Origin of the sequence: Jiella sonneratiae (assembly GCF_017353515.1) — a bacterium.
GTDB lineage: Bacteria > Pseudomonadota > Alphaproteobacteria > Rhizobiales > Rhizobiaceae > Jiella > Jiella sonneratiae.
The window spans coordinates 1-26,213 of the sequence record NZ_JAFMPY010000017.1 but is presented as its reverse complement, the minus strand read 5'-3'; the positions used below and the strand labels follow the sequence as shown (position 1 = coordinate 26,213).

General features: G+C 68.5%; 20 protein-coding genes. 16 read left to right on the top strand and 4 right to left on the bottom strand.

What is annotated here, in order from left to right:
* Positions 1–2: 2 nt before the first annotated feature.
* Both ggt and J1C47_RS15290 read right to left on the bottom strand, forming a co-directional pair.
* Positions 3–1,655 carry a gamma-glutamyltransferase gene (ggt, locus tag J1C47_RS15295; protein ID WP_207351755.1) on the bottom strand — a complete coding sequence of 551 codons (1,653 nt, stop codon included), beginning with the start codon at positions 1,653–1,655 and terminating at the stop codon, positions 3–5.
* A gap of 160 nt (positions 1,656–1,815) precedes the next feature.
* Positions 1,816–2,526 (bottom strand): GntR family transcriptional regulator, encoded by a 711-nt coding sequence (locus J1C47_RS15290; RefSeq protein WP_207351650.1) that lies wholly within the window; start codon positions 2,524–2,526, stop codon positions 1,816–1,818.
* Between the two features lie 104 nt (positions 2,527–2,630).
* Between J1C47_RS15290 and J1C47_RS15285 the strand changes: the two genes are divergently transcribed.
* The 9 genes from J1C47_RS15285 to J1C47_RS15245 all read left to right on the top strand — a co-directional run bounded on the left by J1C47_RS15285 (position 2,631) and on the right by J1C47_RS15245 (position 14,478).
* Positions 2,631–4,721, top strand: a complete 2,091-nt coding sequence (locus tag J1C47_RS15285; protein WP_207351649.1) for a hydantoinase/oxoprolinase family protein — start codon at positions 2,631–2,633, stop codon at positions 4,719–4,721.
* Positions 4,718–6,367 carry a hydantoinase B/oxoprolinase family protein gene (locus J1C47_RS15280; RefSeq protein WP_207351648.1) on the top strand — a complete coding sequence of 550 codons (1,650 nt, stop codon included), beginning with the start codon at positions 4,718–4,720 and terminating at the stop codon, positions 6,365–6,367. Before J1C47_RS15285 ends, J1C47_RS15280 begins: the two co-directional genes overlap by 4 nt.
* 135 nt (positions 6,368–6,502) lie before the next feature.
* Complete coding sequence (locus J1C47_RS15275) at positions 6,503–8,032, top strand: ABC transporter substrate-binding protein (RefSeq protein ID WP_207351647.1); 1,530 nt, start codon at positions 6,503–6,505, stop codon at positions 8,030–8,032.
* Positions 8,033–8,042: 10 nt separating this feature from the next.
* Positions 8,043–8,999 (top strand): ABC transporter permease, encoded by a 957-nt coding sequence (locus J1C47_RS15270; RefSeq protein WP_207351646.1) that lies wholly within the window; start codon positions 8,043–8,045, stop codon positions 8,997–8,999.
* Between the two features lie 4 nt (positions 9,000–9,003).
* On the top strand, positions 9,004–10,914 hold the full coding sequence (locus J1C47_RS15265; RefSeq protein ID WP_207351645.1) for a dipeptide/oligopeptide/nickel ABC transporter permease/ATP-binding protein: 1,911 nt from the start codon (positions 9,004–9,006) through the stop codon (positions 10,912–10,914).
* Positions 10,911–11,906: an ABC transporter ATP-binding protein gene (locus J1C47_RS15260; RefSeq protein WP_207351644.1), complete on the top strand. Its 996-nt coding sequence runs from the start codon at positions 10,911–10,913 to the stop codon at positions 11,904–11,906. The genes J1C47_RS15265 and J1C47_RS15260 overlap by 4 nt, the downstream gene beginning before the upstream one ends.
* Positions 11,903–12,622 (top strand): SDR family NAD(P)-dependent oxidoreductase, encoded by a 720-nt coding sequence (locus J1C47_RS15255; RefSeq protein ID WP_207351643.1) that lies wholly within the window; start codon positions 11,903–11,905, stop codon positions 12,620–12,622. Before J1C47_RS15260 ends, J1C47_RS15255 begins: the two co-directional genes overlap by 4 nt.
* 39 nt (positions 12,623–12,661) lie before the next feature.
* Entirely contained in the window at positions 12,662–13,471 is an 810-nt protein-coding gene (locus J1C47_RS15250; RefSeq protein ID WP_207351642.1) for a creatininase family protein, read from the top strand.
* A gap of 74 nt (positions 13,472–13,545) precedes the next feature.
* A complete protein-coding gene (locus J1C47_RS15245; RefSeq protein WP_207351641.1) occupies positions 13,546–14,478 on the top strand; it encodes a 2-hydroxyacid dehydrogenase in 933 nt (310 codons plus the stop codon).
* Between the two features lie 57 nt (positions 14,479–14,535).
* On the opposite strand, the gene J1C47_RS15240 is transcribed toward J1C47_RS15245, so the two are convergent.
* Positions 14,536–14,880, bottom strand: coding sequence for a RidA family protein (locus J1C47_RS15240; protein WP_207351640.1), 345 nt, complete (start codon positions 14,878–14,880; stop codon positions 14,536–14,538).
* 234 nt (positions 14,881–15,114) lie between these two features.
* Positions 15,115–15,912, bottom strand: a complete 798-nt coding sequence (locus J1C47_RS15235; RefSeq protein ID WP_207351639.1) for an IclR family transcriptional regulator — start codon at positions 15,910–15,912, stop codon at positions 15,115–15,117.
* Positions 15,913–16,046: 134 nt separating this feature from the next.
* Between J1C47_RS15235 and J1C47_RS15230 the strand changes: the two genes are divergently transcribed.
* The 7 genes from J1C47_RS15230 (at position 16,047) to J1C47_RS15200 (ending at position 25,860) form a co-directional block, all read left to right on the top strand.
* Complete coding sequence (locus J1C47_RS15230; RefSeq protein WP_245396596.1) at positions 16,047–17,591, top strand: ABC transporter substrate-binding protein; 1,545 nt, start codon at positions 16,047–16,049, stop codon at positions 17,589–17,591.
* 280 nt (positions 17,592–17,871) lie between these two features.
* On the top strand, positions 17,872–18,789 hold the full coding sequence (locus tag J1C47_RS15225; protein ID WP_207351638.1) for an ABC transporter permease: 918 nt from the start codon (positions 17,872–17,874) through the stop codon (positions 18,787–18,789).
* On the top strand, positions 18,789–19,688 hold the full coding sequence (locus J1C47_RS15220; RefSeq protein WP_425354569.1) for an ABC transporter permease: 900 nt from the start codon (positions 18,789–18,791) through the stop codon (positions 19,686–19,688). The genes J1C47_RS15225 and J1C47_RS15220 overlap by 1 nt, the downstream gene beginning before the upstream one ends.
* Positions 19,688–21,334, top strand: coding sequence for a dipeptide ABC transporter ATP-binding protein (locus tag J1C47_RS15215; protein ID WP_207351636.1), 1,647 nt, complete (start codon positions 19,688–19,690; stop codon positions 21,332–21,334). The genes J1C47_RS15220 and J1C47_RS15215 overlap by 1 nt, the downstream gene beginning before the upstream one ends.
* Complete coding sequence (locus tag J1C47_RS15210) at positions 21,331–22,920, top strand: gamma-glutamyltransferase (protein WP_207351635.1); 1,590 nt, start codon at positions 21,331–21,333, stop codon at positions 22,918–22,920. The genes J1C47_RS15215 and J1C47_RS15210 overlap by 4 nt, the downstream gene beginning before the upstream one ends.
* Positions 22,917–24,323 carry a M20 family metallopeptidase gene (locus tag J1C47_RS15205; protein WP_425354568.1) on the top strand — a complete coding sequence of 469 codons (1,407 nt, stop codon included), beginning with the start codon at positions 22,917–22,919 and terminating at the stop codon, positions 24,321–24,323. Before J1C47_RS15210 ends, J1C47_RS15205 begins: the two co-directional genes overlap by 4 nt.
* A gap of 46 nt (positions 24,324–24,369) precedes the next feature.
* Positions 24,370–25,860 (top strand): amidase, encoded by a 1,491-nt coding sequence (locus tag J1C47_RS15200; RefSeq protein WP_207351633.1) that lies wholly within the window; start codon positions 24,370–24,372, stop codon positions 25,858–25,860.
* Positions 25,861–26,213: the final 353 nt, after the last annotated feature.

Genomic DNA, 26,213 nt, shown 5'->3' with positions numbered 1-26,213 from the left:
GATCAGCCGGCGACGGGCGGCGTGCGGTCCGGCCAGAAGCGGATCCCGGCCTTCGTCAGACCGCCGCCGAGCGCCGCGACTGTGCCGTCGGCCCGCCAGCAGGCGGCGCCCGTCATCGCGCCGTCGGCGGCGAATTCGATCGCGTTCATCCCGCCGCCGACATGCGGCACCGGCTTGACCAGATGGCCGCGCCGGGTGAGCTCGGATTGCATCGGGCGAAGCGCCGGCTCGATCTCGAGCTCCTGCCCCTCGGTCCAGATGCGCGGCGCCTCGATGGCGCTCTGGACGTCCATGCCGTGGTCGATCAGGTTGACGATCGCCTGAAACGCCGAGGGGAAGATCCTCAGCCCGCCGGGAAGGCCGAGCGCCCAGCGGATGCGGCCGTCCTTCAGCACCATCATCGGCGCCATCGAGGTCGGCACGCGCTTGCCGGGCTGGACGGACAGCGCCTTGCCCGGATGCGGGTCGAAGTTCATCATGTAGTTGTTCGGGATGATGCCGGTGCCCGGCACGACGAATTTCGCCCCGAAGAGACCGTTGATCGTGTGGGTCGCGCTGACGACCAGGCCGTCCCTGTCGGCGACGGTGACATGGGTGGTGTCGGCGGATTCTCTCCCCTCGCCCGAAGCAGAGCCCGGGCCGCCACGCCGGCGCAGCCGCGCTTCGCACTGCCGGGCATAGTCCTTGGAGACGAGCTTTTCGACGTCGATGTCGACGAATTCCGGATCGCCGCTGGCGGCGCGGCGGTCCTCGAAGCCGATGCGGATCGCCTCGGCGATCAGATGCAGCGTATCCGGCGTGCCGAATCCCATCGCGCCGACGTCCCGGCCCTCGACGATGTTCAGCATCTGCGTGACGTGGACGCCCGAGGAGGCCGGCGGCGGCGGGCCGAAGACCTGGTGGCCGCGATAGCTGCCGACGATCGGCTCGCGCTCGCGCGGGAGATAGCGACGCAGATCGTCGAGGGTCAGCCAGCCGGCGTCCTCGCCGCCGGTGGCGATGCGTTCCGCGAGCGCCGCTCCGAGTTCGCCGCCATGCAACGCCGCGGCGCCCTGCCGCGCGACGATCCGCAGGGTTTCGGCGAAATCGCCCTGCACCAGCCGGTCGCCGGGAGCGAGCGGGACACCGTCCGGCATCAGCAGCGTGGAGATCGCGCCGTCGCGGGCAAGGTCGTCGGCATTCTCGCCGATCGCACCGGCGAGATAATGGGTGATGGCAAAGCCGCGCTCGGCGAAACGGATGGCCGGTGCGAGGACGTCGCCGAGGGGCAGCCTGCCGAAGCGCCGGTGCGTGTCGCACCAGCCGGCGAGGTTTCCGGGCACCGCCACCGCGGAAGGGCCGAGGGCGCTGCGCCGGTCCTTTGTCTCCATGTAGTCCGGCGGCGCGTCCGAGACCGGCGTGTAGATCCCGGGATGGGCGGCGGCGGGCGCATGGGCGAGTGCGTCGACGATCAAGTGCCGGCCGTCGGCGTCCCTCAGATGCATGATCCCGCCGCCGGCGATACCGACCATCATCGGTTCGACCACGCAAAGCGCGAAGAGGGCCGAGACCGCCGCGTCGACGGCGTTGCCGCCCGCCGCCAGAATCTCGAAGCCGGCGGCCGAGCCGAGCGGATGGTTCGTGACGACCATGCCGCCGGTGCCCGTCGCCGGCATCTTGGAGGTGGTGAAGAGAGGAGAATTCACGGGGCGAACGCCTTGTCTCGGGATGTGGCCTGCAAAGGCGGGGCGATACCGGCCGGGCAGCGGATGGCGGGCGACCGGCCCGGTCGACGGACCGTTTCACAGGCCTTCGCGCGGTGCCGTCGCATCGTCGTCACGGCAGCGCCGCCATCAGATGCGGAATCGGCCGCAGGTGACGCTGGAGAATGGCGAGCGCCAACTCGGCGTCGTGCACCGACAGCGCGTCGAGCAGCTCCCGGTGTTCGACGTCGATGAGGTCGGTATCGCCGAACTTCAGCTGCAGGGACAGCATGCTGGCGCGGCTGAGACTGGCATGAAGCCCTTCATAGGCCTTGGTGAGGACGCTGTTGCCGACGGTCTCGACGATGCCGTGATGGAATTCCGTGTTAATCTCGACATTGGTCAGGAGATCGTCTGCGGGTGCGGCCTCCCGGGTCGCGCAGATGGCGTAAAGCCGGCGGGGAATGCGGCGCCGATCCTCGCAGATGCGTCGGATGGCATGGCTTTCGATCATCCAGCGCACCTCGTGCAGGTCGCACAGTTCCGAGCCCCGCAGCGACCGCACCATGGCGCCGCGGCGCGGATGGATCTCGACGAACCCCTCGCTCGCCAGGCGGGTCAGCGCCTCGCGGACGGGCGTGCGCGAGACGCCCGTCAGTTCGCATGCCTGGCCTTCCTCGATGAAGCCGCCGGGCGGGAAGGTTCCGCCGAGGATGCCGGCACGGATCGCCAGATAGGCCCTCTGGCCGGCCGTTCTGGCCGGGTTGCCCCTGTTGTTTCCGCTTTCCGCCACGACCGCCACGCCTGCGCCATCTCCCACGCCGTTCGGCGACTGCTCACTCATCGGTCAGATTCCGTCCCTGCCCACTTTTTGCAAACCACAGGATTGCGAAGCCTCCGCAAGTGGTGTGTTATACGCCAAGTATACACGAGTGGGACGAGGCTTAAATGGGTGACGTCGGAACCGGGGCCGCAAGCTGGCGCGTCGGCGTGGATTCCGGTGGCACCTTCACCGACGTCTGCATGTTCGACGAGGCCACCGGCGACATCCGCGTCTGGAAGGTCTCCTCGACGCCGGACGACCCCTCCCGCGGCATCTTCGAGGGCGTCACCGAGGGCATGCGGGAATGCGCCGGCGCCGTCGACGCGCCCGGCGCGGCGATCTCCTATCTCGGCCACGGAACCACGGTCGCGACCAATGCGCTGATCACCCACCGCGGCGCCAGGATCGGCCTCATCACCACCGAGGGGTTTCGCGACCTTCTGGAGATCGGCCGCCAGAAGCGGCCGGACCTCTACGACCTCTTCGCCGACAAGCCGCCGACGCTCGTGCCCCGCTCGCTGCGGCGCGAGGTGCCGGAGCGCATGCTCCATACCGGCGCGGTCGAGAGGCCGCTCGACGAGGAGGCGGTGCGCCGCATCGCCAGGGAATTCGCCGAGCAGGGCGTCGCCGCCGTCGCGATCTCGTTCCTCTACGCCTTCGTCAATCCGGCCCACGAGAAGGCGGCCAAACGCATCGTCGCCGAGGAACTGCCGGACGTCTTCGTTTCCACGAGCCACGAGATCGCCCCGGAATTCCGCGAGTTCGAGCGGCTCTCGACGACGACGGTCAACGCCTATCTCGGCCCGATCATGCAGCGATACATCCGCCGGCTGACGGGGCGGCTGGCGGAGATCGCGCTTTCCGTCGATCCGCATCTGACCCAGTCGAACGGCGGCGTCGTCGGCTTCGAGGCGGCGGCGGAAGCGCCGGTGCGCACGGTGCTTTCCGGCCCCTCCACCGGCGTCGTCGCGGCCGAGGCGATCGGCTCGCGCTCCGGCCATCCGGACGTCATCACCTTCGACATGGGCGGCACCTCCACCGACGTCGCGCTGATGACCGGCGGCCGCATTGCCGAGACCAACGAGAGCGTCGTCCACGGCTATCCGATCAAGGCGCCGATGCTCGACATCCACACGGTCGGGGCCGGCGGCGGCTCCATCGCGGTCATCGATTCGGGCGGTCTCCTCAAGGTCGGTCCGCAAAGCGCCGGCGCCGATCCCGGCCCGGTCTGCTACGGCCGGGGCGCCGGCGAGCCGACCGTCACCGATGCCAACATCGTCCTCAAGGTGCTCAATCCGACCCACCTCCTCGACGGACGGATGGCGGTGCGGCGCGATCTCGCCGTCGAGGCGATCGGGAGCCTTGCAAAGAAGCTCGGCCTCGAGGTGATGGAGACGGCCCAGGGCATCATCTCCGTCGTCACCGCCAACATGGCCAAGGCGATCCGGGTGATCTCGGTCCAGAAGGGGCACGATCCGCGGGACTATGCCCTGATGGCCTTCGGCGGCGCCGGCCCGCTGCATGCGGTGAGGCTCGCGCAGGAACTCGACATCGCAAGGGTGATCGTGCCGCGCAATCCGGGCATCCTCTGCGCCATGGGCCTTCTGCTGACCGACCTTCGCGCCGATTTCTCCGCCACCCGGCTGGTCCCGCTGGAGGCTGGCCGCATCGACGCCATCGGCGAAGCGGTGCAAAAGGTCGCCGCCGAGGCCGAGGGCTGGTTCGAGGCCGAGGCGATCGCCCCCGCGGCGCGCCGGATGAGCCTGAGCGTCGACCTTCGCTACGAAGGCCAGAACTACGAGCTGACGGTTCCCGTCCCGGCCGGGCCCCTCACCGGCAAAAGCCTCGAAAGGCTGAAGGAGGAGTTCGTCGCCGCCCACGTCCGGATGTACGGCTTTGCCGTCCCCGACGAGCGGATCCTCTGCGTCACCTTCCGCGCCGAGGCGCTCGGCCTCGTCCGGAAGGCCGAGCTTCCGGTTCGCGAACTCGGGCCAGCGGATGCCTCGGGCGCGGTGACCGGCCGGCGCGAGATCTGGTTTCCGGAGACCGGCGGCTTCACCGACAGCGCGATCTACGCGCGCCCGGCGCTTCGCCCCGGAATGGCGTTTTCGGGCCCCGCGATCGTCGAGCAGATGGACACCACCACGCTCGTCCCGCCCGGCGTGACGGCCAGCGTCGACGGGCTGGAAAACATCATCCTGGAGCTTGCGCGATGACCGTCGATCAAGCGACGCCCGGGCCGATCGCCCTCGATCCGATCACCCTCGATCCGATCACCGTTGAGGTGATCGGCGCGGCGCTCTCGTCGATCGTCGAGGAGACCGGCGAAGCGCTGGTGCGGGCCTCCTATTCGACCAACATCAAGGAGCGGCGCGACTGTTCGACCGCGCTGTTCGACCGCGAAGGCCAGACGCTCTGCCAGGCCGAGCACATCCCCGTGCATCTCGGCAGCTTCCTCGATTTCATTCCCATGGTGCTCGCCGAGCACGACAGCGCCGACATGCGGCCGGGCGACGTCTTCGTCGGCAACGACGCCTACAAGGGCGGCGGCACGCATCTTCCCGACATCGTCCTCGCCGAGCCGATCTTCATCGACGGCGAGCTTGCCGCCTGGACCGTCAACCTCGCCCATCATTCCGACTTCGTCGACCGGGCGCATGCCCACATCTACCAGGAAGGCCTGCGCATTCCGCCGATCCGGCTCTACCGGGCCGGGGTGCTGCAGAAGGACGTGCAGGAGCTGATCCTGCTGAACTGCCAGGTGCCGCGCGAGCGGCTGTCCGACCTCAGGGCGCAGATGGCCGCCAACCGGGTCGGCGTGACGCGCTTCACCGAGCTCTGCGCCAAGCACGGCGTCCGGACGGTGCTCGCCTCGGGCCGGGCGCTCCTCGACTACGCCGAACGCAAGATGCGGGCGGGCATCGCGGCGCTGCCGGACGGCTCCTGGCGCTTTGCCGACGTCTTCGACACGCTCGACTTCGACGAGCCGATCCCGCTGGCGGTGACCGTCACCATCGCCGGCGACGAGATTGCGCTCGAATTCGAGGCGCCGCCGCAGGTGCGCTCGGGGATCAACATGACGCGGACGGCGCTGCTCGCGACCGTCTACTACATCGTGAAGTCGGTGGTCGATCCGACCGTTCTCCCGAATGCCGGTCTCGCCCGCCCGATCAGCGTCTCGGCGCCCAAGGGCAGCCTTCTCTCCTGCAGCCATCCGGCCGCGGTCAACGGCCGCGTCCAGACCTGCCAGCGGGTCGCCGACCTGATCCTCGGCGCCCTGGCACAGGCCGCGCCCCGAAAGGTTTCGGCCTGCACCAACTCGTCCTGCGCGGTCGCCGTCTTTTCCGGCACCCGCAAGAGCGGCAGCGAGGCCGGCAACTACTGGGTCTATCTCGAGACGATCGGCGGCGGCGGCGGCGCGCGTCCCGGCGCCGACGGCCTCGACGGCATCCACGTCCACGCGACCAACACCTCCAACCTGCCGGTCGAGGCGCTGGAGGTCGAATATCCGCTGATCCTCGAGCGCTACGAACTCGTCGACAGCTCGGGCGGCGCCGGCACCCATCGCGGCGGCATGGGCCTGCGGCGGGTCTACCGGGCGACCGAGGACTGCATGGTGCGCGTCGACATCACCCGGATCTTCTCGACGAACTGGGGGCTGTTCGGCGGCGAGGCGGGCAGCGGCGGCAGTTTCGCGGTGTCTCCCTCGGCAGCGCCCTTCGAGCGCGGCCAGGGGACGCTGCGCGCCGGCGAATGGCTCGAGATCGTCACCCCCGGCGGGGGCGGCTACGGTTCGCCGGCCGAGCGCCTGCCGGCCGCCCGCGACGCCGACGGGCGCAACGGCCGGGTCGCGGCGGAGTGACGGGATGGTCCGGCACCGGCATCGGGTTTCCCCCCCATCGAGATTTCCGGGCAAGGCAGCGGACGCCGCTCCGCTGCCGCCGCGATCGACAGCAACCGACAAATCGAAACTGGCCTTGAGCATGGAGACAGCGAAATGACGATGCGTTTGACCCGCCGCACTTTCCTCGCCACGAGCGCGGCCGCCGGAAGCCTGACCTTCCTCGGACCACGAAGCCTCCATGCGGCCACCAACGGCACGCTCCGCTTCGGCCTGTCGGCCTATCCGCCGAGCTTCGACGCCTGGGCCTCCTCCGGCACGGCGGCCGGCACGGTCAAGCTGCTGATCCACCGCGGCCTCATGAGCTTTGCCCCGGACGGCTCGCTGCGCGGCGAACTGGCCGAGTCCTGGGAGGTCGACGATCAGGGAGCCTGGGTCTTCAAGCTGCGCGACGCCACCTGGCAGGACGGCTCGCCGGTGACCGCCGAAGACATCGCCTGGAACGTCGCCGAGGCTTCCAAGCCGGATTCGACCGCCTTCCTGCGGGGCCAGCTGCAGACCATCACCAAGGTCGAGACGCCCGACGACACGACCGTCCGGATGATCACCGAGGAGCCCTCGGCGGTGCTGCCGGGCTGGTTCGCGCATTACAACATGCCGATGATCAAGAAGGGCGAAGCCGTCGACACGACGATGGGCGCCGGTCCCTTCAAGCTCGACGCGACCGACCGCGGCGTCTCTCTGACCTTCAGTGCCTTCGACGGCTACTACAAGAAAGGCCTGCCGAAGCTCGCCGGCGTCAAGGCGACCGTCTATGCCGACGAGAACCTGCGCGTCGCGGCGCTGCAGGCCGGCGACATCGACCTCATCGAATACGTTCCCTGGCAGGCGATGGAGCAGATCGAGCAGAACGACCAGCTGAAGCTCGACGCGGTCGACGGCCCGTTCATGTATCTGACCTTCAACGGCAAGCGCGCCCCGTTCGACGATCCGAAGGTGCGCCGCGCCGTCGCCCACGCCATCAAGCGCGAGGACATCGTCGCCGCCGCCTTCTACGGCCGGGGCGGAACCCTGGCGCATCTGCCGATCGCAGACGGATCGGCCTTCTACAATCCCGATCTCGCCGACGGCTGGGCCTACGATCCGGACAAGGCGAAGCAGCTTCTTGCCGAGGCCGGCCATCCGGACGGTTTCGACTGCACGATGCTCTCGACCGCCCAGTACGGCATGCACCAGAGCACGGCGGAGGTCTGCCAAGCCTACCTGTCCATGGTGGGCATCAACGTCAAGCTCGACCTGCCGGAGTGGTCGACCCGCGTCCAGAAGGGCAATCAGGGCGACTACGACCTCGCCGTCATGGGCACCACCGCCGCCAACAACGATCCCGACGGTCTGAGCGACATCATCGACGGCTCGCTGCCTGCGAGCTTCGTGCGGAGCTACGGCCTCGAGACCCCGGAAATCTCCGGCTACCTGAAGAAGGGCCGCACGACCTTCGACGAGCAGAAGCGCAAGGAGATCTACGCCGAGATGGAGAAGGTCGCCATCGAGACCACGCCCATCGTCGGTCTGTGCTGGCGTTCCCAGGGCTATGGAATGAAGCCGAACGTGACCGGCTTCACCAACATGCCCGGCCAGCTGACGTTCTATTCCGGGGTGACCCTCGAAGAGACGGCGCTCGGCTGAGACGCGCTTCATGCTGCGTTACGTCGCCTATCGGAGCATCGTCGCCATCTTCCTCGTCTGGGTGGTGGTGACGCTGGTCTTCCTGCTTCTCCACCTCGTGCCGGGCGACCCGGCCGAGCTGCTTCTCAGCCAGGGGGCGACCGCCGCCGACCCGCAGGCGGTCGCCAATCTGCGCGAAAGACTCGGATTGAACGATCCGCTCTGGCTGCAATACGCCCACCATATCGGCGGCATCCTGACCGGTGATCTCGGCACCTCGTTCCGCGACGGGGCATCGGTCGCGGGCCAGATCGTCCAGCGGCTCCCGCGGACCCTGGAGGTCATCATCACCGCGGCGCTGATCGCCGTCGCCGCGGGCGTGCCGGCGGGCACCCTGGCGGCGATCAGGGCCGGCGGCTGGGTCGACAACGTCATTTCCTTTCTGTCCTCCCTCGCCTTGTCGACCCCGGTCTTCGTGGTCGGCTCGGTGGTGATCCTCGTCTTCGCCCAGGAGCTGCGGATCGTGCCGGCCGGCGGCTACGTCGCCTTCGCCGTCGACCCGCTGCGCCATCTCATGCTCCTGCTGCTGCCGGCCGGGACCGTCGCGCTGGCGCTGTGGGCGGTGATCGCCCGCATGTCCCGCGCCTCGGTGCTCGACGTTCTCGAACGCGACCACGTGCGCACCGCCCGGGCAAAAGGGCTCTCCCGCAGACGCATCCTCACGCGGCACGTGGTGCGCAACGCGATGATCCCGGTCCTCACCGTCCTCGGCCTCGAAATGGGCACGCTGATCGGCGGCACGGTGCTGGTCGAGTTCGTGTTCAACTGGCCGGGGCTCTCCGGCTACCTCGTCAGTGCCGTCGATGCGCGCGACTACCCGGAAGTGGTCGGCATCGTCATGGTCATCTCGATCCTCTTCGTCTTCCTCAACCTCGTCGTCGACGTCGTCTATGCGGTGCTCGATCCGCGCATCAGCCTGGCCCGGTGAGCCGATGCGCAAGCTGGTCCTTCCCGTCTCGATCATCGCCGTGATCCTCGCGCTCGTCCTCCTCGCGCCGGTGCTGCCCCTCGCCGACGTCAGGGCGATGGACATCCCCCACCGCTTCGCCGGGCCGTCGATGCAGCACTGGCTCGGCCAGGACGAGTTCGGCCGCGACGTCTTGACCCGCCTGATCTTCGGAGCGCGGGCCTCGCTGTCGATCGCCATCGGTTCGGCCCTCGCAGCCGCAGTGATCGGCGCGGCGCTCGGTCTCCTCGGGGGCTATTTCCGCGGCCTCGTCGAGATCCTCACCGTGCGCGCCGCGGAAGTGATCCTCTGCCTGCCGCCGCTCCTCCTCGCGCTCCTCGTGGTGACGATCCTCGGAGCCGGCTTCTGGCCGCTGATCCTGGCGCTCACCATCCTCTACACGCCGAACTACGCCCGCATCGTCTACGCCGCGACCCTGCAGGTGCGCGGCCTCGACTACGTCACCGCCCAACGGGCGCTCGGCACCCATCCCCTGAAGATCGTCCTGCGCACGCTGCTGCCCAACGTTTTGCCGCCGCTGCTCGTGCAGATTTCGCTGGTGATCGCTTCCGCCATCGTCATCGAGAGCGGGCTCAGCTTCCTCGGCCTCGGCGTCGTGCCGCCGACGCCTTCCTGGGGACTGATGATCCGCGCCGCGCGCGGCGCGATGGAACAGGCGCCGATGCTGCTCGTCTGGCCGTCCCTCGCCCTCGCCGGCACGATCCTGACCTTCAACCTTCTCTGCGACCGGCTGCAGAGCGTCCTCGATCCGCGCGCCGTTCCCGCCGGCGGGGCGATCTGGCTGCGCCGGCGCAAGCCCGCCGCGTCGCCGCCGCGGGCGGTCCTTGCCGGCGAAGATCCCGTAAATCGGCGTGCAGTCGCGGGCACCCCGCCGGCCGCGGGACCGGGCGATCTGCTGGCGATCGACGGTCTGACCATCGCCCTTCGCCGGGCCGGCGGCATCGGCTCGGGCATGGAACTGGTGCGCGACGTCGCGATTTCCGTCCGCCCCGGCGAGACGCTGGCCATCGTCGGTGAAAGCGGCTCGGGCAAGACCCTGACCAGCCTCGCGCTGACGGGCCTTCTGCCGGACGTTCTGGAGGTCACCGCCGGCTCGGCCGTCTATGTGGCGCGCGACGGCCGCAGGCTCGACCTTCTCGCCGAGGACGAAGACGGCCACCGGCGCCTGCGCGGCGACGAGATTTCCATGGTGTTCCAGGATGCCAACGCCGCGCTCAATCCCGTCCAGCGGATCGGCGAACAGCTGAGCGAGGTCATCCGCGCCCACCGGCCGGCCGGCGCCGCCGAGGCGGGCCGGGAGGCGGTGGACCTCCTGCGCCGGGTGGGCATTCCCGATCCAGATCGCCGAGCCCGCGCCTATCCGCACGAACTTTCCGGCGGCCAGCGCCAGCGCGCGATGATCGCCATCGCCGTCGCCAACCGGCCGAAGCTTCTCCTCGCCGACGAACCGACGACGGCGCTCGATCCGACGATCCAGGCGCAGATCCTGGCGCTGCTTTCGGATCTGAGACGGGACAGTCCCGAGATGGGGGTGGTCTTCGTCACCCACAATCTCGCCGTGGTCGCCGAAATCGCCGACCGGGTCGCGGTGATGTATGCCGGCGAACTGGTCGAAGAGGGACCGGTGGCGGAGATCTTCGCGCGCCCGCGCCACCCCTACACCGCCGCGCTGATCGGCTCGGTGCCGGAGGGCGGCGCCGAGCGCCTCGTCGCGATCCCGGGAACGGTGCCGCCTCCGGGAAAGATGCCGCCGGGATGCCGCTTCGCGCCGCGCTGCGATCACGCCGAAAAGGTCTGCCGGCAGGCGTCGCCGCCGGAATTCCGGCCGCAGCCCGACCGGCGCACCCGCTGCCTGCGCTTCGAGGAGGTGACATGACCTTGACGCCGCTCGTCGAGGCCGAAGGCCTGTCGCGCAACTTTCCCCTGCGCAGCGGCTTTTTCGGCGCCCACAGGGACGTTTTCGCAGTTCGCGACGTTTCGCTTTCGGTCGACAAGGGCGAGGCGGTGGGCGTCGTCGGCGAGTCCGGCTGCGGCAAGTCCACCCTCGGCCGCATGATGCTCGGCCTCGAGCGGCCGACGGCCGGGGCCATACGGTTCGACGGGCGCGATCTTTCCGGCGTCTCGGGCTCGAAGCGCCGGGCGCTCGCCCGGCGCATGCAGATGGTGTTCCAGGACCCGTTCGGTTCGCTCGATCCGCGCCGCAGCGTCGGTGCCCAGATCGCCGACGGGCTGCGCGTCCACCGGATCGTACCGGGCTCGAAGATCGACGCCGAAGTCGCCCGGCTGATCGATCTCGTCGGCCTGCAGAGGAATGCCGCCGGGCGCCGCCCGCACGAATTTTCCGGCGGCCAGCGCCAGCGCATCGCCGTGGCCCGGGCGCTGGCGACGCGGCCGGATTTCATCGTCGCCGACGAGCCGGTCTCGGCGCTCGACGTGTCGATCCAGGCCCAGGTGGTCAATCTCCTCGCGGATCTCAGGCGCGATCTCGGCCTCGCCATGCTGTTCATCGCCCACGATCTTCACGTCGTTCGCCATCTCTCGACCCGCGCCGTGGTGATGTATCTCGGCCGGATCGTCGAGGAGGGCCCGGCCGACAGGGTCTTCGGCGCGCCGGCCCATCCCTATACCCGTGCCCTCATGGCCGCGACGCCGTCGATCTCCGCAGGCAGGGCAAAGGACCGTGACGTCCTTTCCGGCGAGATGCCGAGCCCGGCCGACCCGCCCTCGGGCTGCAGCTTCCGCACCCGATGCCCGCTCGCCTCGGCCGAATGCGCCGCCGCCGTGCCGGAGCTTGCCCCCTACGAACCCGGCTGGAAGGTGCGCTGCATCAAGGCCGGCCCGAGCGACGAAGCGGGAGCCCGCCCATGACCGAACAACCCGTTGCGATGATTTCCGGCGCCAATCGCGGCATCGGCCTTGCGATCGCCCGCGAACTCGCCGGGCGGGGCTACCGGCTTTCCCTCGGCCTTCGCGATCCTTCGACGCTGCCGGAGGAGCTGAAGGCGGCCGATCCGATCGTGACGGCCTATGACGCCGGCGACCCGGCCGCGGCGCGGCGCTTCGTGGAAACGACGCTGGAGGCGGCCGGGCGCATCGACGTGCTGGTCAACAATGCCGGGATCTCCCGCGACCTGAAGCTGATGCCGGAGCCTGCCGAGGACGACGCCGAAATGGAGGCCGCTCTCGACGCCCTGATGGAGATCAACGTCAAGGCGCCCTTCCGTCTGACCCGCGCGGCGCTTCCAGCCCTCTGCCGGTCCGGACGCGGCCGCGTCGTTACCTTGGCCTCGTTGTCGGGCAAGCGGGTGCTCGGCCTCGGCGCCGGCTACCAGATGACCAAGCACGCCGCCGTCGCGCTCTCCCATGCCGCGCGCCGTGCCGGCTGGGACCAGGGCGTGCGGGCCTGTGCCGTCTGCCCCGGTTTCGTCGCGACCGACATGACCAGCCATCACGACGAACTGCCGCGTCACGAGATCACCCAGCCGGAGGATCTCGCCCGCCTCGTCGCCGAGGTGGTCGCGCTGCCCAACACCGCCAGCGTCGCTGAGCTTCACGTCAACTGGCGCTACGAGCCCGGCCTTTAGGAACATCCGCCGGCAGTCTTCCCCATGCAAGGACCCGCAATGACCGACAAGATCCGCATCGCCCATCTCACCTCCCAGGAAGCCCGCGAGGAACTGACGGGCGAGGCGGTCGTGCTGCTTCCGATGGGATCGCTCGAGGATCAGGGCATCCATGCGCCGATGGGCGACTACATGGCCGCCGAGCTGATGGCCGACGAGATGGCGAAGGCAGCCCGCGCCGAGGGGCTGAAGGTCTTCACCGCCCCGGTGATCCCGTTCGGAGGGAAGGACTATTTCGAATCCTCCCATGGCGGCATCTCGATTTCCCACGCGACGCTGGTCGCCGTCCTCGACGACATGTTCGCCTGCCTGGAGCGCCACGGCATCAGGAAGCTGATGATCGTCAACGGCCATGGCGGCAACGTCCCGGCGATCACCGAGGTCGCCCTGCGCTGGCGCCAGAAGGCCGGCCTGTTCGTGCCGTCGATGTATCTGTGGAAGGTCTCCTACGGGCTGCTGCCCGACATCCTCGGCAAGGAGACGGCCGCCAGGAGTTCCGGCCATGGCGGCGACCCGCTGACCTCGATCGGCCTGCACTTCTACCCCGATCTCCTGCGCCCCGACCTGATGCGGCCGGCGCCGACGGGTGCGACGGTGAAGGGCATGGAGGTCTCCGGCTTTTCCTCGGTCCGCTATGCCGGCGCCGACATCCAGGTGCCGATCGAGGCGCTCGAGGCGACCGAAACCGGCGTCTATGGCTGCGATCCGGCGCTCGCCAGCGCCGAGACCGGCAAGAAGCTGACCGAAAAGCTCGTCGCCATCGGCGTCGGCCTGATCCGCGACCACGTCGCCCCCGGCCTGCACGGCTGACGGCACGGCCGGAGCAGTTCCGATCCCCACCGCCGAAGCTGGACGAGGGAGAAAGCCGTGAAACGAGGCAAAAGATGAATGTCGCCGTCTATCTTCCGGACATCGACAAGACCCGCTGGTGGTGCGAGACGCTGTCCGGGCTGCTGCCCGGCTGGACGGTCCGGCCGCTGCAGGAGATCGAGGATCGCGACGCGGTGCGCTACGCCGTCGTCTGGCGGCCGCGCACCGGCGATCTCGCGCAGTTTCCTAACCTGAAGGCGGTCGTCTCGATCGGTGCCGGCATCGACCATGTCCTCGCCGACGCCGAACTGCCGAGAAACCTCCCGATCATCCGCACCGTCGGCGCCGACCTCACCCAGCGCATGCGCGAATACGTGGCGCTGCACGTCCTGCGCCATCATCGCGACATGCCCCGCCAGCTCCAGGCCCAGCGCGAAACGGACTGGCATGCGATCGTCGTGCCCGTCGCGCCGAACCGCAAGGTCGGCGTGATGGGCCTCGGCAATCTCGGCGCCGAGGCGGCCCGCACCCTTGCAGGTCTCGGCTTTGCGACCCGCGGCTGGGCGCGCACGCCGAGGATCATGGACGGCATCGAGACCTTCGCCGGCGAGGAAGGGCTCGCCGGTTTCCTCGACGGCCTGGAGATCCTCGTCAACCTGCTGCCCCTCACCCGTGAGACGACGGGCATCCTCGATCGCCGGCTGTTTGCGCGTCTCGCCCCCGGTGCCTGCCTGATCAACTGCGCAAGGGGCGCCCATCTGGTCGACGAGGACCTTCTCGCGGCCTTGGACGAGGGGTCGCTCAAGCAGGCGACCCTCGACGTGTTCCATCAGGAGCCGCTGCCTTCCGACCATCCGTTCTGGAACCATCCGGCGATCACGGTGACGCCGCACATCGCCTCGCAGATCGACGCAGCGACCGGCGGCCGGCTGATCGCGGCCAATCTCCGGCTGTTCGAGGCCGGCGACCCGGTTCCCGACCTCGCCGAGGCCGCCCGCGGCTACTGATCGAGCCGCGGGGGCGATGGCGGGGCCGGAGAAGATCGGCAGCGCGGCCGGCTGCCGTCACGCAGCGGCGACGGCGGTCATCTCGACCTTCAGATCGGGATCGGCCAGCCGGGCCTCGACGCAGGCGCGCGCCGGCGGATTTTCCCGATCGACCCATGCGTCGTAGACCGTGTTCATCTCGTCGAAGTCCGCGATGTCCGGCAGAAACACGGTCACCGCCAGAAGCTTCGCCTTGCCGGACCCGGCCTCTGCCAGGAGAGCGTCGATCTTGGCGAGGACGCTGCGGGTCTGGTCCTTCAGTCCGGCTGCCGGATCTGCGGCCACCTGTCCGGCGATGTAGACGAGCCCGCCATAGCTGACCGCCTGGCTCATTCGCGCGCCCTTTTGGTAGCGTGTGATCATCGTCGTTCCTTTCCTTGGTTTTTAAGGGTTTATCCGCGTTCCGGGACTCGCCTCCGGAACGGCGGGATGCCGCCCGGGACGGCGGCATTTCGGGCGGTCCGGTCCCGCCGACGTCGCAGGCGGGACCGGACCTCATACGGTTTCCGGCAGATCACTTGGTGATGCCGCAAACAAAGACGCGCATTCGCCGCGCGGGCTTGATACGAGCCCCGCTCTGATCGAGCGGATCTCGTCTCACATGTCCTCGGACAGACGGGGTGCCTCGATCGAATTGGCCACCTCGATGATCTTCGGGGCGATCGCGGTCCGGATCTGCGCGTCGGTGAGCTTGCGGCTCGAAACCGAACACTGCACGCAGGCGACGGGGCGTCCGTCGCCGTCGAGGATCGGCGCCGCCACGGCGATTTCGTTCATCATGTTCTGGCTGTCCGTCAAGGCGTAGCCGTCGGCGGCCGCCCGCTCGATCTCCGATGAAAGGATCGTCCTGTCGGTGACCGTCTTCGCGGTCCGCGCCTCCACCCGCCAGGTCGCGATCGCGGCCTCGCGCTCCGCTTCCGGCAGTGCCGCGATCATCGCGCGGCCGCCGGCCGTCGAGAGCGCCGGGATGCGGCGGCCGGTGATCGTCGCGCCGAGGGCGGTCAGCTGGGTGGGGATCCGGATGATGTAGACGATGTCCTCGCCGACGAGGCGCGCGCAGTTCACCCGTTCGTCGAGCAGGTGGCTGAGTTCGATCAGTTTCGGCATCGCGAGCTGCAGGAGCGGATCCGCCCACAGATAGGCGCTTCCCAGTTCGAGAAGCCGGATCGTCGGCCGGAAGCGCCGCGTTTCGCGATTCTTGGCGAGATATCCGGTCTTGTGCAGCGTGTTGGTCAGGCGCTGGGCGGTGCTCTTGTCGAATCCCGTCAGCGCGGCGATGTCGCCGAGACCGAGCTCGGTGCGCCCCTCGCCGAAAACCGACAGGACCTTCAATCCCTTGGCCAGCGAGTTGACGAACAGTGTGTCCTGTCTCCGGGGCGACGGCTCGATGCCCATTTTCCGTTCAATCTCCGAACATGGATGTTTTCTCGCCAGCAGCGCTTGACACCCATCAGATATAAAATACGCTGAATGCAGATAACATACAAAATATCATAATGTAATACAACCCGTCATCTGCGAGGCGCTCCATGTCCCTTATGCGAATTGCCAGTTCGAAGTGCGTGCGGCCTTTGACGGCCTGCGCGGCGATCCTCTCGGCCAGCCTCTTCGCCGGAACGACGGCCGATGCCGGCCAGGCGGACGACACGTTGAACGCCGCCTTCACCAAGGAAGTCGAGAACGTCGACCTGTATTACACGACCGCCCGCGAGGGCCTGATCCTCAGCCATTCCGTCTGGGACGGGCTGACCTATCGCGATCCGGTCTCGGGCAAATACGTCGGCAACCTCGCGACCGCCTGGCGCTGGATCGACGACACCACCCTCGAATTCGACCTGCGCAAGGGCGTCAAGTTCCACAACGGCGAGCCGTTCGACGCCGACGACGTGGTGGCCACCGTCAACTACGTGGTCGATCCGAAGAACGGCGTGAAGGCCCCGCAGAACGTCAACTGGATGAAATCGGCCGAGAAGGTCGACCCCTACAAGGTCCGGATTCATCTCGTCGCGCCGTTCCCGGCGGCGCTGGAGTTTCTCTCGAGCGTCGTTCCGATCTATCCGAACGAGTACTACGCCAAGGTCGGCCCCTCCGGCATGGCGACCCATCCGGTCGGCACCGGGCCGTACAAGGTCGAGTCCGTCGAACCCGGCCGGCATTTCGTCCTGAAGAAGAACGAGGACCACTTCAAGGGACCGAAGGCCGACGCCACGATCGGGACCGTGGACATCCGCACCATTCCCGAGGTCAACACCCAGCTGGCGGAACTCGCGACCGGCGGTCTCGACCTGATCTGGGGCGTTCCGACCGACCAGGCGGAGATGCTCCAAGCCCAGGGCGGGTTCCAGGTGATGAACAAGGAGACGATGCGGGTCGGCTACATCACCATGGATGCCGCCAAAAGGACCGGCGATACGCCGATGGCGAACAAGAAGGTCCGTGAGGCCATCAACTACGCCATCGATCGCAAGGGCATCGTCGACGCGCTGATCAAGGGCTCGGCGCAGGTCATCGACAGCGCCTGCTCGCCGATCCAGTTCGGCTGCGATCAGGACGTCAAGACCTACGACTACGACCCGGAAAAGGCCAAGGCGCTGCTGCAGGAGGCCGGCTACGGCGACGGGTTCAGCGTCGAATTCTATGCCTATCGCGATCGCTCCGCGGCCGAGGCGCTGATGAACAATCTGAGCGCCGTCGGCATCCAGCCGCATCTGAACTACCTGCAATATGCCGCTTTGGCGGACAAGGTTCGCCAGGACGGCATTCCGGTCGGCTTCATGACCTGGGGCTCGAACTCCATCGCGGACGTGTCGGCCATCCTGCCGGAATTCTTCGGCGGCGGCGGCCAGGACCAGGCCCGCGACAAAGAGGTGATGGAGGCGATCGAGACCGGCGACACGTCGATCGACGAAGAGGTTCGCAAGGAGAGCTACGGCAAGGCGCTGAAGCGCATCGCGGACGAGGCCTATTGGGTGCCGCTCTGGACCTACGGCACGAACTACGCGATGTCGGAGGAGACCGATTTCGAACCGACGTCGGACGAGATCGTCCGCTTCTTCGACGTGAAGTGGAAGTAGGCGACTTCGCCGCATCGGGCGGCGCCGCGCCACGGGCGCGGCCTGCGCGAGCGCGGCTGCGGCGGACGGCCGATCGGCCCGCAGCGCGCCCCCCCCGAAGGTCTTCGGCCGGTCACGCCGGACGAGGGCCGGCCGCACCGGCGGGCGGCCAGGGCGCGGGGCCGATCCTTGCCAGGGGCCGATGCCGGTTTCGGCGCGAGGCGGCCCCGGGCGAACGGACATCCTTTCAGAGACGGCGGGCCGGTCGTGCCGATCGGCCCCGCCATTCGGGCGAAGCATCATGCTCAGATTCGTCGTCGGCAAGATCGTCATGGCCGCATTGGTTGCCCTGACCGTCTCGATCATCAGCTTCAGTCTCCTTCACCTGTCGGGTGATCCCGCCGTGGCGATGGCCGGCGAGAACGCCAACGACGCCGCCATCCAGGCGATCCGGGAGACCTACGGTTTCGATCGGCCGCTGATCGTCCAGTATGGCGACTGGCTGTTCAGCGCCCTGCGCGGGGATTTCGGCGAAAGCTATTACTTCCGGATGCCGGTGACGCAGATAATTGCCGATCGTCTGCAGATCACCATGCTTCTCGGGCTTCTCTCCATCACCTTCGCCCTCGTCCTCTCGATCCCCCTCGGGGTCGCGGCGGCACTCAGGCCGAACTCGCTCGTCGATCGCGCCGCGCTCTTCGTCAGCGTGGTGGGTCAGGCGATCCCGAGCTTCTGGTTCGGGCTGATCCTCATCGTCGTCTTCGCGATCGATCTGCGGCTTCTGCCGGCTTCCGGGGCCAAGAGCTGGACGGGCTTCGTGCTGCCGACGATCGTGCTCGGCTACTATGCGACGCCGGCGATCATGCGGCTGACCCGCACCGGCATGCTCGACGTGCTTTCGGCGGACTACGTGCGGACCGCCCGGGCCAAGGGACTGCCGGCCCGCAAGGTGATCTTCAAGCATGCGCTGCGCAACGCCATCATCCCCGTCGTCAGCCTCGCGGCGGTGCAGATGGGCTTCATGCTCGGCGGATCCGTGGTGGTGGAATCCGTCTTCGCGCTGCACGGCGCGGGCTACCTCGCCTGGGAGTCGATCTCCCGCAACGACCTGCCGACCATGCAGGCCCTGGTTCTGATCTTTTCCATGTTCTACATCGCCTTCACCGTCCTGGCGGACATCCTGAACGCCTGGCTCGATCCCCGCCTGCGGGTCGCGTGATGGTCGAGATGTCCGTGACCGCACCCGGCTCCGCACCGCTTCGCCTGACCCCTCGCCAGCGTGCGTGGAAGCGGGCACGACGCCATCGCGGCCTCGTCTTCGGCGGCGCCGTCCTCGCAGTCATCGTCGCGCTGGCCATCTTCGCGCCCCTCCTCGCGCCCTACGACCCGTATCTCCAGACCCTGTCGGAGCGGATGAAGCCGCCCGTCTTCCTCGGCGGCAGCTTTGCCCATCCGCTGGGCACCGACGCGCTCGGCCGCGACTATCTCTCGCGACTGCTCTACGGCGCGCGCGTCTCCCTGTTCATCGGCCTCGTCGCCGCCACCATCTCGGCGCTGATCGGAACGACGCTCGGCGTCCTCGCCGGCTATTTCGGCGGGCGCGTCGACACGGTCATCACCTTTCTCATCAACGTCCGTCTCGCCTTGCCTGTGGTGCTGGTCGCGCTGGCGGTGGTGGCGCTGCTCGGGGGGTCGCTGACCGTCGTCGTGTCGGTGCTCGGGCTGCTTCTGTGGGACAGGTTCGCCGTGGTGCTGCGAAGCGCGACCCGCCAGGTCCGGACCATCGAATACGTCGCGGCGGCCGAGGTGCTCGGCGCCAGCCTGCCGCGCATCCTCTACAAGGACATCATGCCGAACGTCGCCAACCAGCTGATCGTCGTCGCGACGCTGGAAATGGCGCATGCGATCATTCTGGAGGCGGCGCTGTCGTTCCTCGGCCTCGGCGTCCAGCCGCCGACCCCCTCCTGGGGCCTGATGATCTCCGAGGGAAAGGCCATGCTGCTGTTCCAGAGCTGGCTGATCACCATCCCCGGCGTCGCGCTGTTCCTCCTGGTGCTGGCGATCAACATGGTCGGCGACGGCGTCCGCGACGTCACGACGCCCGAAGGTCGCGACTGATGCTCGATCCCTCACCCATTCTTTCCATCCGCGACCTCTCCGTGGCCCTGCCCGAAGGCGGCGATCGCCCGCATGCGGTGACCGGCCTTTCCATCGACGTGAGGCCGCGCGAGATCGTCTGCATCGTCGGCGAGAGCGGCTCGGGAAAGTCTGTCACCGCCTTCGCGACCATGGGGCTTCTGCCGAAAGCGCTCCGTCCGACCGGCGGCGAGATCCGCGTCGACGGCCGCGATCTCCTGTCGATCTCCGCGAAGGACCATGCGGCCATGCGCGGCAGGACGCTCGCCATGGTGTTTCAGGAGCCGATGTCGGCGCTCAACCCATGCTACACGGTGGGCGAGCAGATCGAGGAGGTCTTCGCCGCCCATACAGCGATGTCGCGGGCCGAACGACGCCAGCGCACGCTGGCGCTGATGGAGGAGGTGAAGCTGCCCGATCCGCAGCGCATCCACCGCAGCTACCCGCATCAGCTCTCCGGCGGCCAGAGGCAGCGGATCGTCATCGCCATCGCCCTCGCTCTCGATCCGCGCCTCCTGATCGCCGACGAGCCGACCACCGCCCTCGACGTCACCACCCAGGCCCAGATCCTCGCGCTGTTCCGCCAGCTTCGCGAGAAGCACGACGCCGGCATCCTGTTCGTGACGCACGATTTCGACGTCGTCGCGGAGATCGCCGACCGCGTCGTCGTCATGCAGAAGGGCAGGATCGTCGAGGAGGGATCGGTCGATGCGGTGCTGAACCGCCCGGAGCATCCCTATACGCGGCATCTGATCTCGGCCGTGCCGCGGCGGCATCCGCAAGCGCGGGACACCGCGCCCGCAACGCCGGTCGCCCTCAGGGTCGAGGGGCTCGAAAAGTCGTTCCAGACCCCCGGCACGATGTTCCGGCCCGGCACGCCGATCCGGGCGCTGGCGCCGGCGAGCTTCAGCGTCGGCGAGAACGAGACGCTCGGCATCGTCGGCGAGAGCGGCTCGGGCAAGTCGACGCTGGTGCGCTGGCTGGTGCGGCTGATCGAGCCGAGCGCCGGCAAGGTCGAGATCGGCGGCGTCGACGTCGCGGGCCTCGACCGGCGGGCGTTCCGCCCGTACCGCAAGGACATCCAGATCATTTTCCAGGATCCCTACGGCTCCCTCAATCCCCGGCGCACGGTGGGCGACCAACTGATCGAGGGGCCGGTGAATTTCGGCGTTTCCCCGAAGGCGGCGATGGAGCGGGCGCGCGAACTGATGCGGATCGTGCGCATGGACGAGGACGCCGTCGAGCGCTACCCCGTGCAGTTCTCCGGCGGCCAGCGCCAACGGATCTGCATCGCGCGGGCGCTCGCCGTCGAACCGAAGATCCTGATTGCCGACGAAGCCGTTTCGGCACTCGACGTCTCGGTGCAGAAGGAAGTCCTCAAGCTGAACGACGTGAAGACCCGGCTCGGCCTGACGCTTCTCTTCATCACCCATGACCTGCGGGTCGCCGGGGAAGTCTGCGACAACGTCATGGTCATGGAAAAGGGCGAGATCGTCGAAACCGGCAGCGTCGTCGAGGTCTTCGGTCATCCGCGCCACCCCTACACGCGCTCGCTTCTCGACGCGATGCCAGGCAAGGGTTGGGACGTCCCGGACCTCGGAGCGATCGCAGAGCAGGAACTTTCATGAAGAGCGCATTGTCGCGATCGCAGACGGTTCGAAAGACCGTCTGCCGGTCGAAGGGAGGCGTCGTCGCCGCCCAGAACCGGCTCGCCGCCGAGATCGGTGCCGAGGTTCTCGCGGCGGGCGGCGACGCCGCCGATGCCGCGGTCGCCGTCTCTTTTGCGATCGGCGTCCTCGAACCCTGGATGAGCGGGCCGGGCGGCGGCGGCGCGCTGGTCGTCTGGCGGGCCGGGGAAGACCGGGCCCATGCCTTGAACTACGGCATGCGCTCGCCCCGCGAACTCCGCGTCGAGGATTACCCGACCGCCGAGGGCGAGACGGCCGGCGACCTCTTCCCCTGGAAGATGGTCGTGGGGAACCGCAACGTGCGCGGGCCGCTGGCGATCGCCGTGCCGGGCACCGTCGCGGGCGCCGGCGCGCTTCACCACCGCTTCGGCCGGATCGCCTGGAGCGACCTCCTGGCGCCTGCCGTCGCCGCGGCCGAGGACGGGATGCGGGTCGACTGGTACGCCGCCCTCCACATCGCTTCCGTGGCGCGCGACCTGGCCGCGGACCCCGACGCGGCGGGGCTTTTCCTCGACGACGGAACCTGGCCGAAGGGCTCGGGCTGGACGGCTTTGTCCGACCTCCGCCTCGACCAGTCGCAGATGGCGAAGACCTTGCGGGCGATCGCCGCCGAGGGGCCGGACAGCTTCTATCGCGGCGCCGTGGCCGCCGATCTCGTCGCCGATCTTCGCGCCAAGGGCAGCCGGATCTCGATGGATGATCTCTCGGACTACCGCCCGGAATGGAGCGACGCCCTCGAAATTGGCTATCGCGACGCCATCGTCCATGCCCTTCCCGGCCTCACCGCCGGTCCGACGCTCGCCCATGCACTGTCGGAGCTCGAGCGAGGCTGGCAGCCCGGTGCGGCGCCCGATGCCGCAACCTATAGGGCCTATGGCGATGCCCTGGCGACGGCCTATCGGCATCGGCTGTCCACCATGGGCGACCTCGGCGAGGCGGCGGAGGCGTCCGGCTGCACGACGCATTTTTCCGTCGTCGACCGCGCCGGGAACATGGTCGCGATGACCCAGACGCTCCTGTCGAGCTTCGGCTCCTGCGTGGTGTCGCCGTCGACAGGCCTGTTGATGAACAACGGCATCATGTGGTTCGATCCGGAGCCGGGGCGGCCGAACTCGCTCGCCCCCGGCAGGCGCTGCCTGATGAACGTCTGCCCCGTCGTGGTCGGCAAGGGCGGCCGACGCTGGGCGCTCGGTGCGTCCGGCGGCCGCAAGATCATGCCCGCCGTGATGCAGCTGGCATCCTTCCTCACCGACTTCGACATGACGCTGGAAGACGCGTTCCATCAGCCGCGCATCGATCGTTCCGGCGGCGATGCGCTCGTCGCCGACGACGCGCTCGCGCGGCCGATCCTGAACGAGCTTTCCAGGACGACGACGGTCGTTGAAACCCGGCGCACGGTGTTTCCCTACGCCTTTGCCTGCCCGGCCGGCGTCGGCCGCGATCCGTCCGGCGCGAACGAGGGTATGAGCGAGATCATGTCACCATGGGGCGACGCGGTCGCGGAACCGGGAGACGACGTTTCGTGAAACGGATCGCGGCCTTGGCGAAAGCCGAGGAGTATGTCGCAGGCGGCGGCTTCACGGCCGATCTCGCAACGCTCGTCCGGCGCCGTTCGGTCAGCCAGGACGCGTCGTTCGATGCCGAACTCTCCGCCTATCTTCGCGAGGACATGGAGCCGCGGCTGCGGGCGCTCGGCTTCGACACCCTCCTGCACGAAAACCCCAAACCGGGCGGCGGCCCGATCCTCACCGCCAGCCGCATCGAGGCGGACGATCTTCCCACCGTCCTGATCTACGGCCACGGCGACGTCTGCATGCCGCAGGAGGACAAGTGGCGGGACGGGCTCTCGCCGTTCGACCTCGTCGCCGAGGGCGAGCGTCTTTACGGCCGGGGCACAGCCGACAACAAGGGCCAGCATCTCGTCAATCTGAAGGCCCTGGAATTCTGCCTCGCCGCGCGCGGCAGGCTCGGCTTCAACGTCAAGATCCTTCTGGAGACGTCGGAAGAGACGGGCTCGCGGGGCCTGAAGGCGTTTGCCGAAGGACATCGCGACCTTCTGGCCGCGGACGTGCTGATCGGTTCGGACGGGCCGCGGCTGGCCGCCGATACGCCCACCATGTTCATGGGCTCGCGCGGCGGCCTGAGCTTCGACCTCGTGGCGGATTTCCGCGAGGGAGTCCACCATTCGGGAAATTTCGGCGGGCTCCTCGCCGATCCCGCCATCGTGCTCGCCCATGCGCTGGCGACGATCACCGACGCGCGCGGGCAGATCCAGGTACCCGAATGGCGGCCGACCTCGCTGACGCCGGCGGTCCGCGCGGCGCTTGGCGATCTTCCGGTCGCAACGACGGGGGCGGCGATCGACGCGGACTGGGGCGAGGACGGCCTGACGCCCGCCGAGCGGGTCTTCGGCTGGAACTCCTTCGCCGTGCTCGCCATGACCTCGGGCGTGCCGGAAGCCCCGCAAAACGCCATTGCCGGCCGGGCGACCGCCCGCTGCCAGCTGCGCTACGTCGTCGGCACCGACCGTGACGACATCCTGCCGGCCCTGCGCCGGCATCTCGACCGGAACGGCTTCGAACGGATCGCCGTCCACAGCGCCAGGGACGACGAGTTCGTCGCGACCCGCTTCGATCTCGGCCATCCCTGGGTCGCCTTCGTTGCCCGCTCGGTCGAGACGGCGACCGGCAAACGGCCGCACATGCTGCCCAATCTCGGCGGCTCGATCCCCAACGACGTCTTCGCCGACACCCTCTCGCTTCCGACCGTCTGGCTCCCCCATTCCTATGCCGGCTGCTGCCAGCACGGCCCGAACGAACACATGCTGCTGCCGGTCGCACGCGAGGGGCTCGAGATGATGATCGGCCTGTTCTTCGACATCGGCGACGGCGACGGCCTGCCCGGCCTCAAGCCCCGCGGCGGCCGGTGATCCCGCCGCGGACGATGAACGACGGTTTGAACGCGAAAGGCCGACGATGAACCCTTGCGACCTCACCGCCATCGAAGCGCGCGACGCGATCCGCCGCAGGGATCTGTCGCCGGTCGACTATGCCCGCGCGCTGATCGAGCGGGTGGAGCGCGTCGACCACGCGGTCAACGCCGTGGTGGCCGCCGATTTCGACCGGGTCCTCGACGATGCGCGCGAGGCGGAGGCGGCGCTGGCGAGCGGCGCCGAGCTTCCGCCGCTGCACGGCCTCGTCTTTGCCGTCAAGGACATGATCGACGTCGCCGGACTGCCGACGACCTTCGGCTCGCCGCTCTTTGCCGAAAACGTCGCGACGCGGGACGATCCGATCGTCGCGGCAATGCGCCGCGCCGGCGCGATACCGCTCGGCAAGACCAACGTTCCCGAATGGAGCGCCGGCGGCAACACGCGCAACGTGGTCTACGGCGTCACCGCCAATCCGTACGATCTCGCAAAGACCTGCGCCGGCTCGTCCGGCGGCTCCGCCGTGGCGCTCGCCTGCGGCATGGCACCGCTCGCCACCGGCTCCGACACCGGCGGCAGCCTGCGCAATCCCGCGGCCTTCTGCTCCGTCGTCGGGTTTCGTCCCTCGCCCGGCGTCGTGCCGGGAGGCGACCGCGGCATCGCCGCGCTTCCCCTGCCGACCTCCGGTCCGATGGCCCGCACCGTCGCCGACGCGGGACTGATGCTCGGCATCCTCGCGCGCCCGGACCGGCGCGATCCCTATACGGCGGTGATCGACGGCAGGACCCTCTGGGCGCCGGAACGCTTCGCCTCGCCCGGACGAGTCGACCTGGCGACGCTGAAGATCGCCGTGACGGAGGATTTCGGCTTCGCGCCGACGGAAGCCATCGTGCGCTCCGCCTTTCGCCGGGCGGTCGCGGCGATCTCGCCGGCGCTCGGCGCCGTCGACGAGACCTCGCCGGACTGCAGCGGCGCCGACGACATCTTCTCGGTGCTGCGCGCGGTGATGTTCCTCGGCAGCCACCATCGCAGGGTGGTCGAGACCCCGGACCGGGTCGGCCCCAACGTCACCGCCAATGTCGCGGAGGGGCTCGCCCTCGACGCCGTCGCGATCGCCGACGCCCTCACCCGCCAGAGCGCCTATTACCGAGCGTGGCAGAGCTTTTTCGAGACCACCGACTACATCCTGTGCCCGGCGGTCACCGTGAGCCCCCGGCCCTGGCGCGAACTCTATCCGGCGGAGATCGACGGGCGGCCGACCCGCAGCTACTATCACTGGCTCGCAATGGCCTATGCCGCGACGCTGGCGGGCCATCCCGCGATCACCATTCCCTGCGGCCGCGACGCGCTCGGCATGCCGTTCGGCCTGCAGATCGTCGGGCGCCGCCACGACGACGCCGGGGTCCTGGCGGTCGCCGCCGAACTGGAGCGGGTGATCGCGGGTACGAGCGGACTCGAACCGCCGCAGCCGGACCTCGCCGCACTGGAGAACGCCCCGCCGTTGAAGGACGCGGAAGGGTTCCGGGATTTCGGATGATACGAGATCCGCTCGATCAGAGCGGGGCTCGTATCAAGCCCGCGCGGCGAATGAGCGTCTTTGTTTCCGGCATCACGAAGTGATCTGCCGGAAACCGTATAATACCGAATTCGGGGGATTGATTCAGAGGATTCCCGCTTGGGCTCGAATTTCATAGGCTTGATGGGAGCGATTTGAAGGAGGCCTTTGATGGCGTTCAGTCCCGAGCCGCTGACGATCGATGAGCTTGAACGGCGATTTCGCGACGCCGCCGACGTCGTCGAGCGCAACCATTTCCAGACGATCCTGCTTCTGGCGAAGGGTCGATCGCGGGCAGAGGTGGCGGAGATCCTGGCCTTTTCGGAACGCTGGGT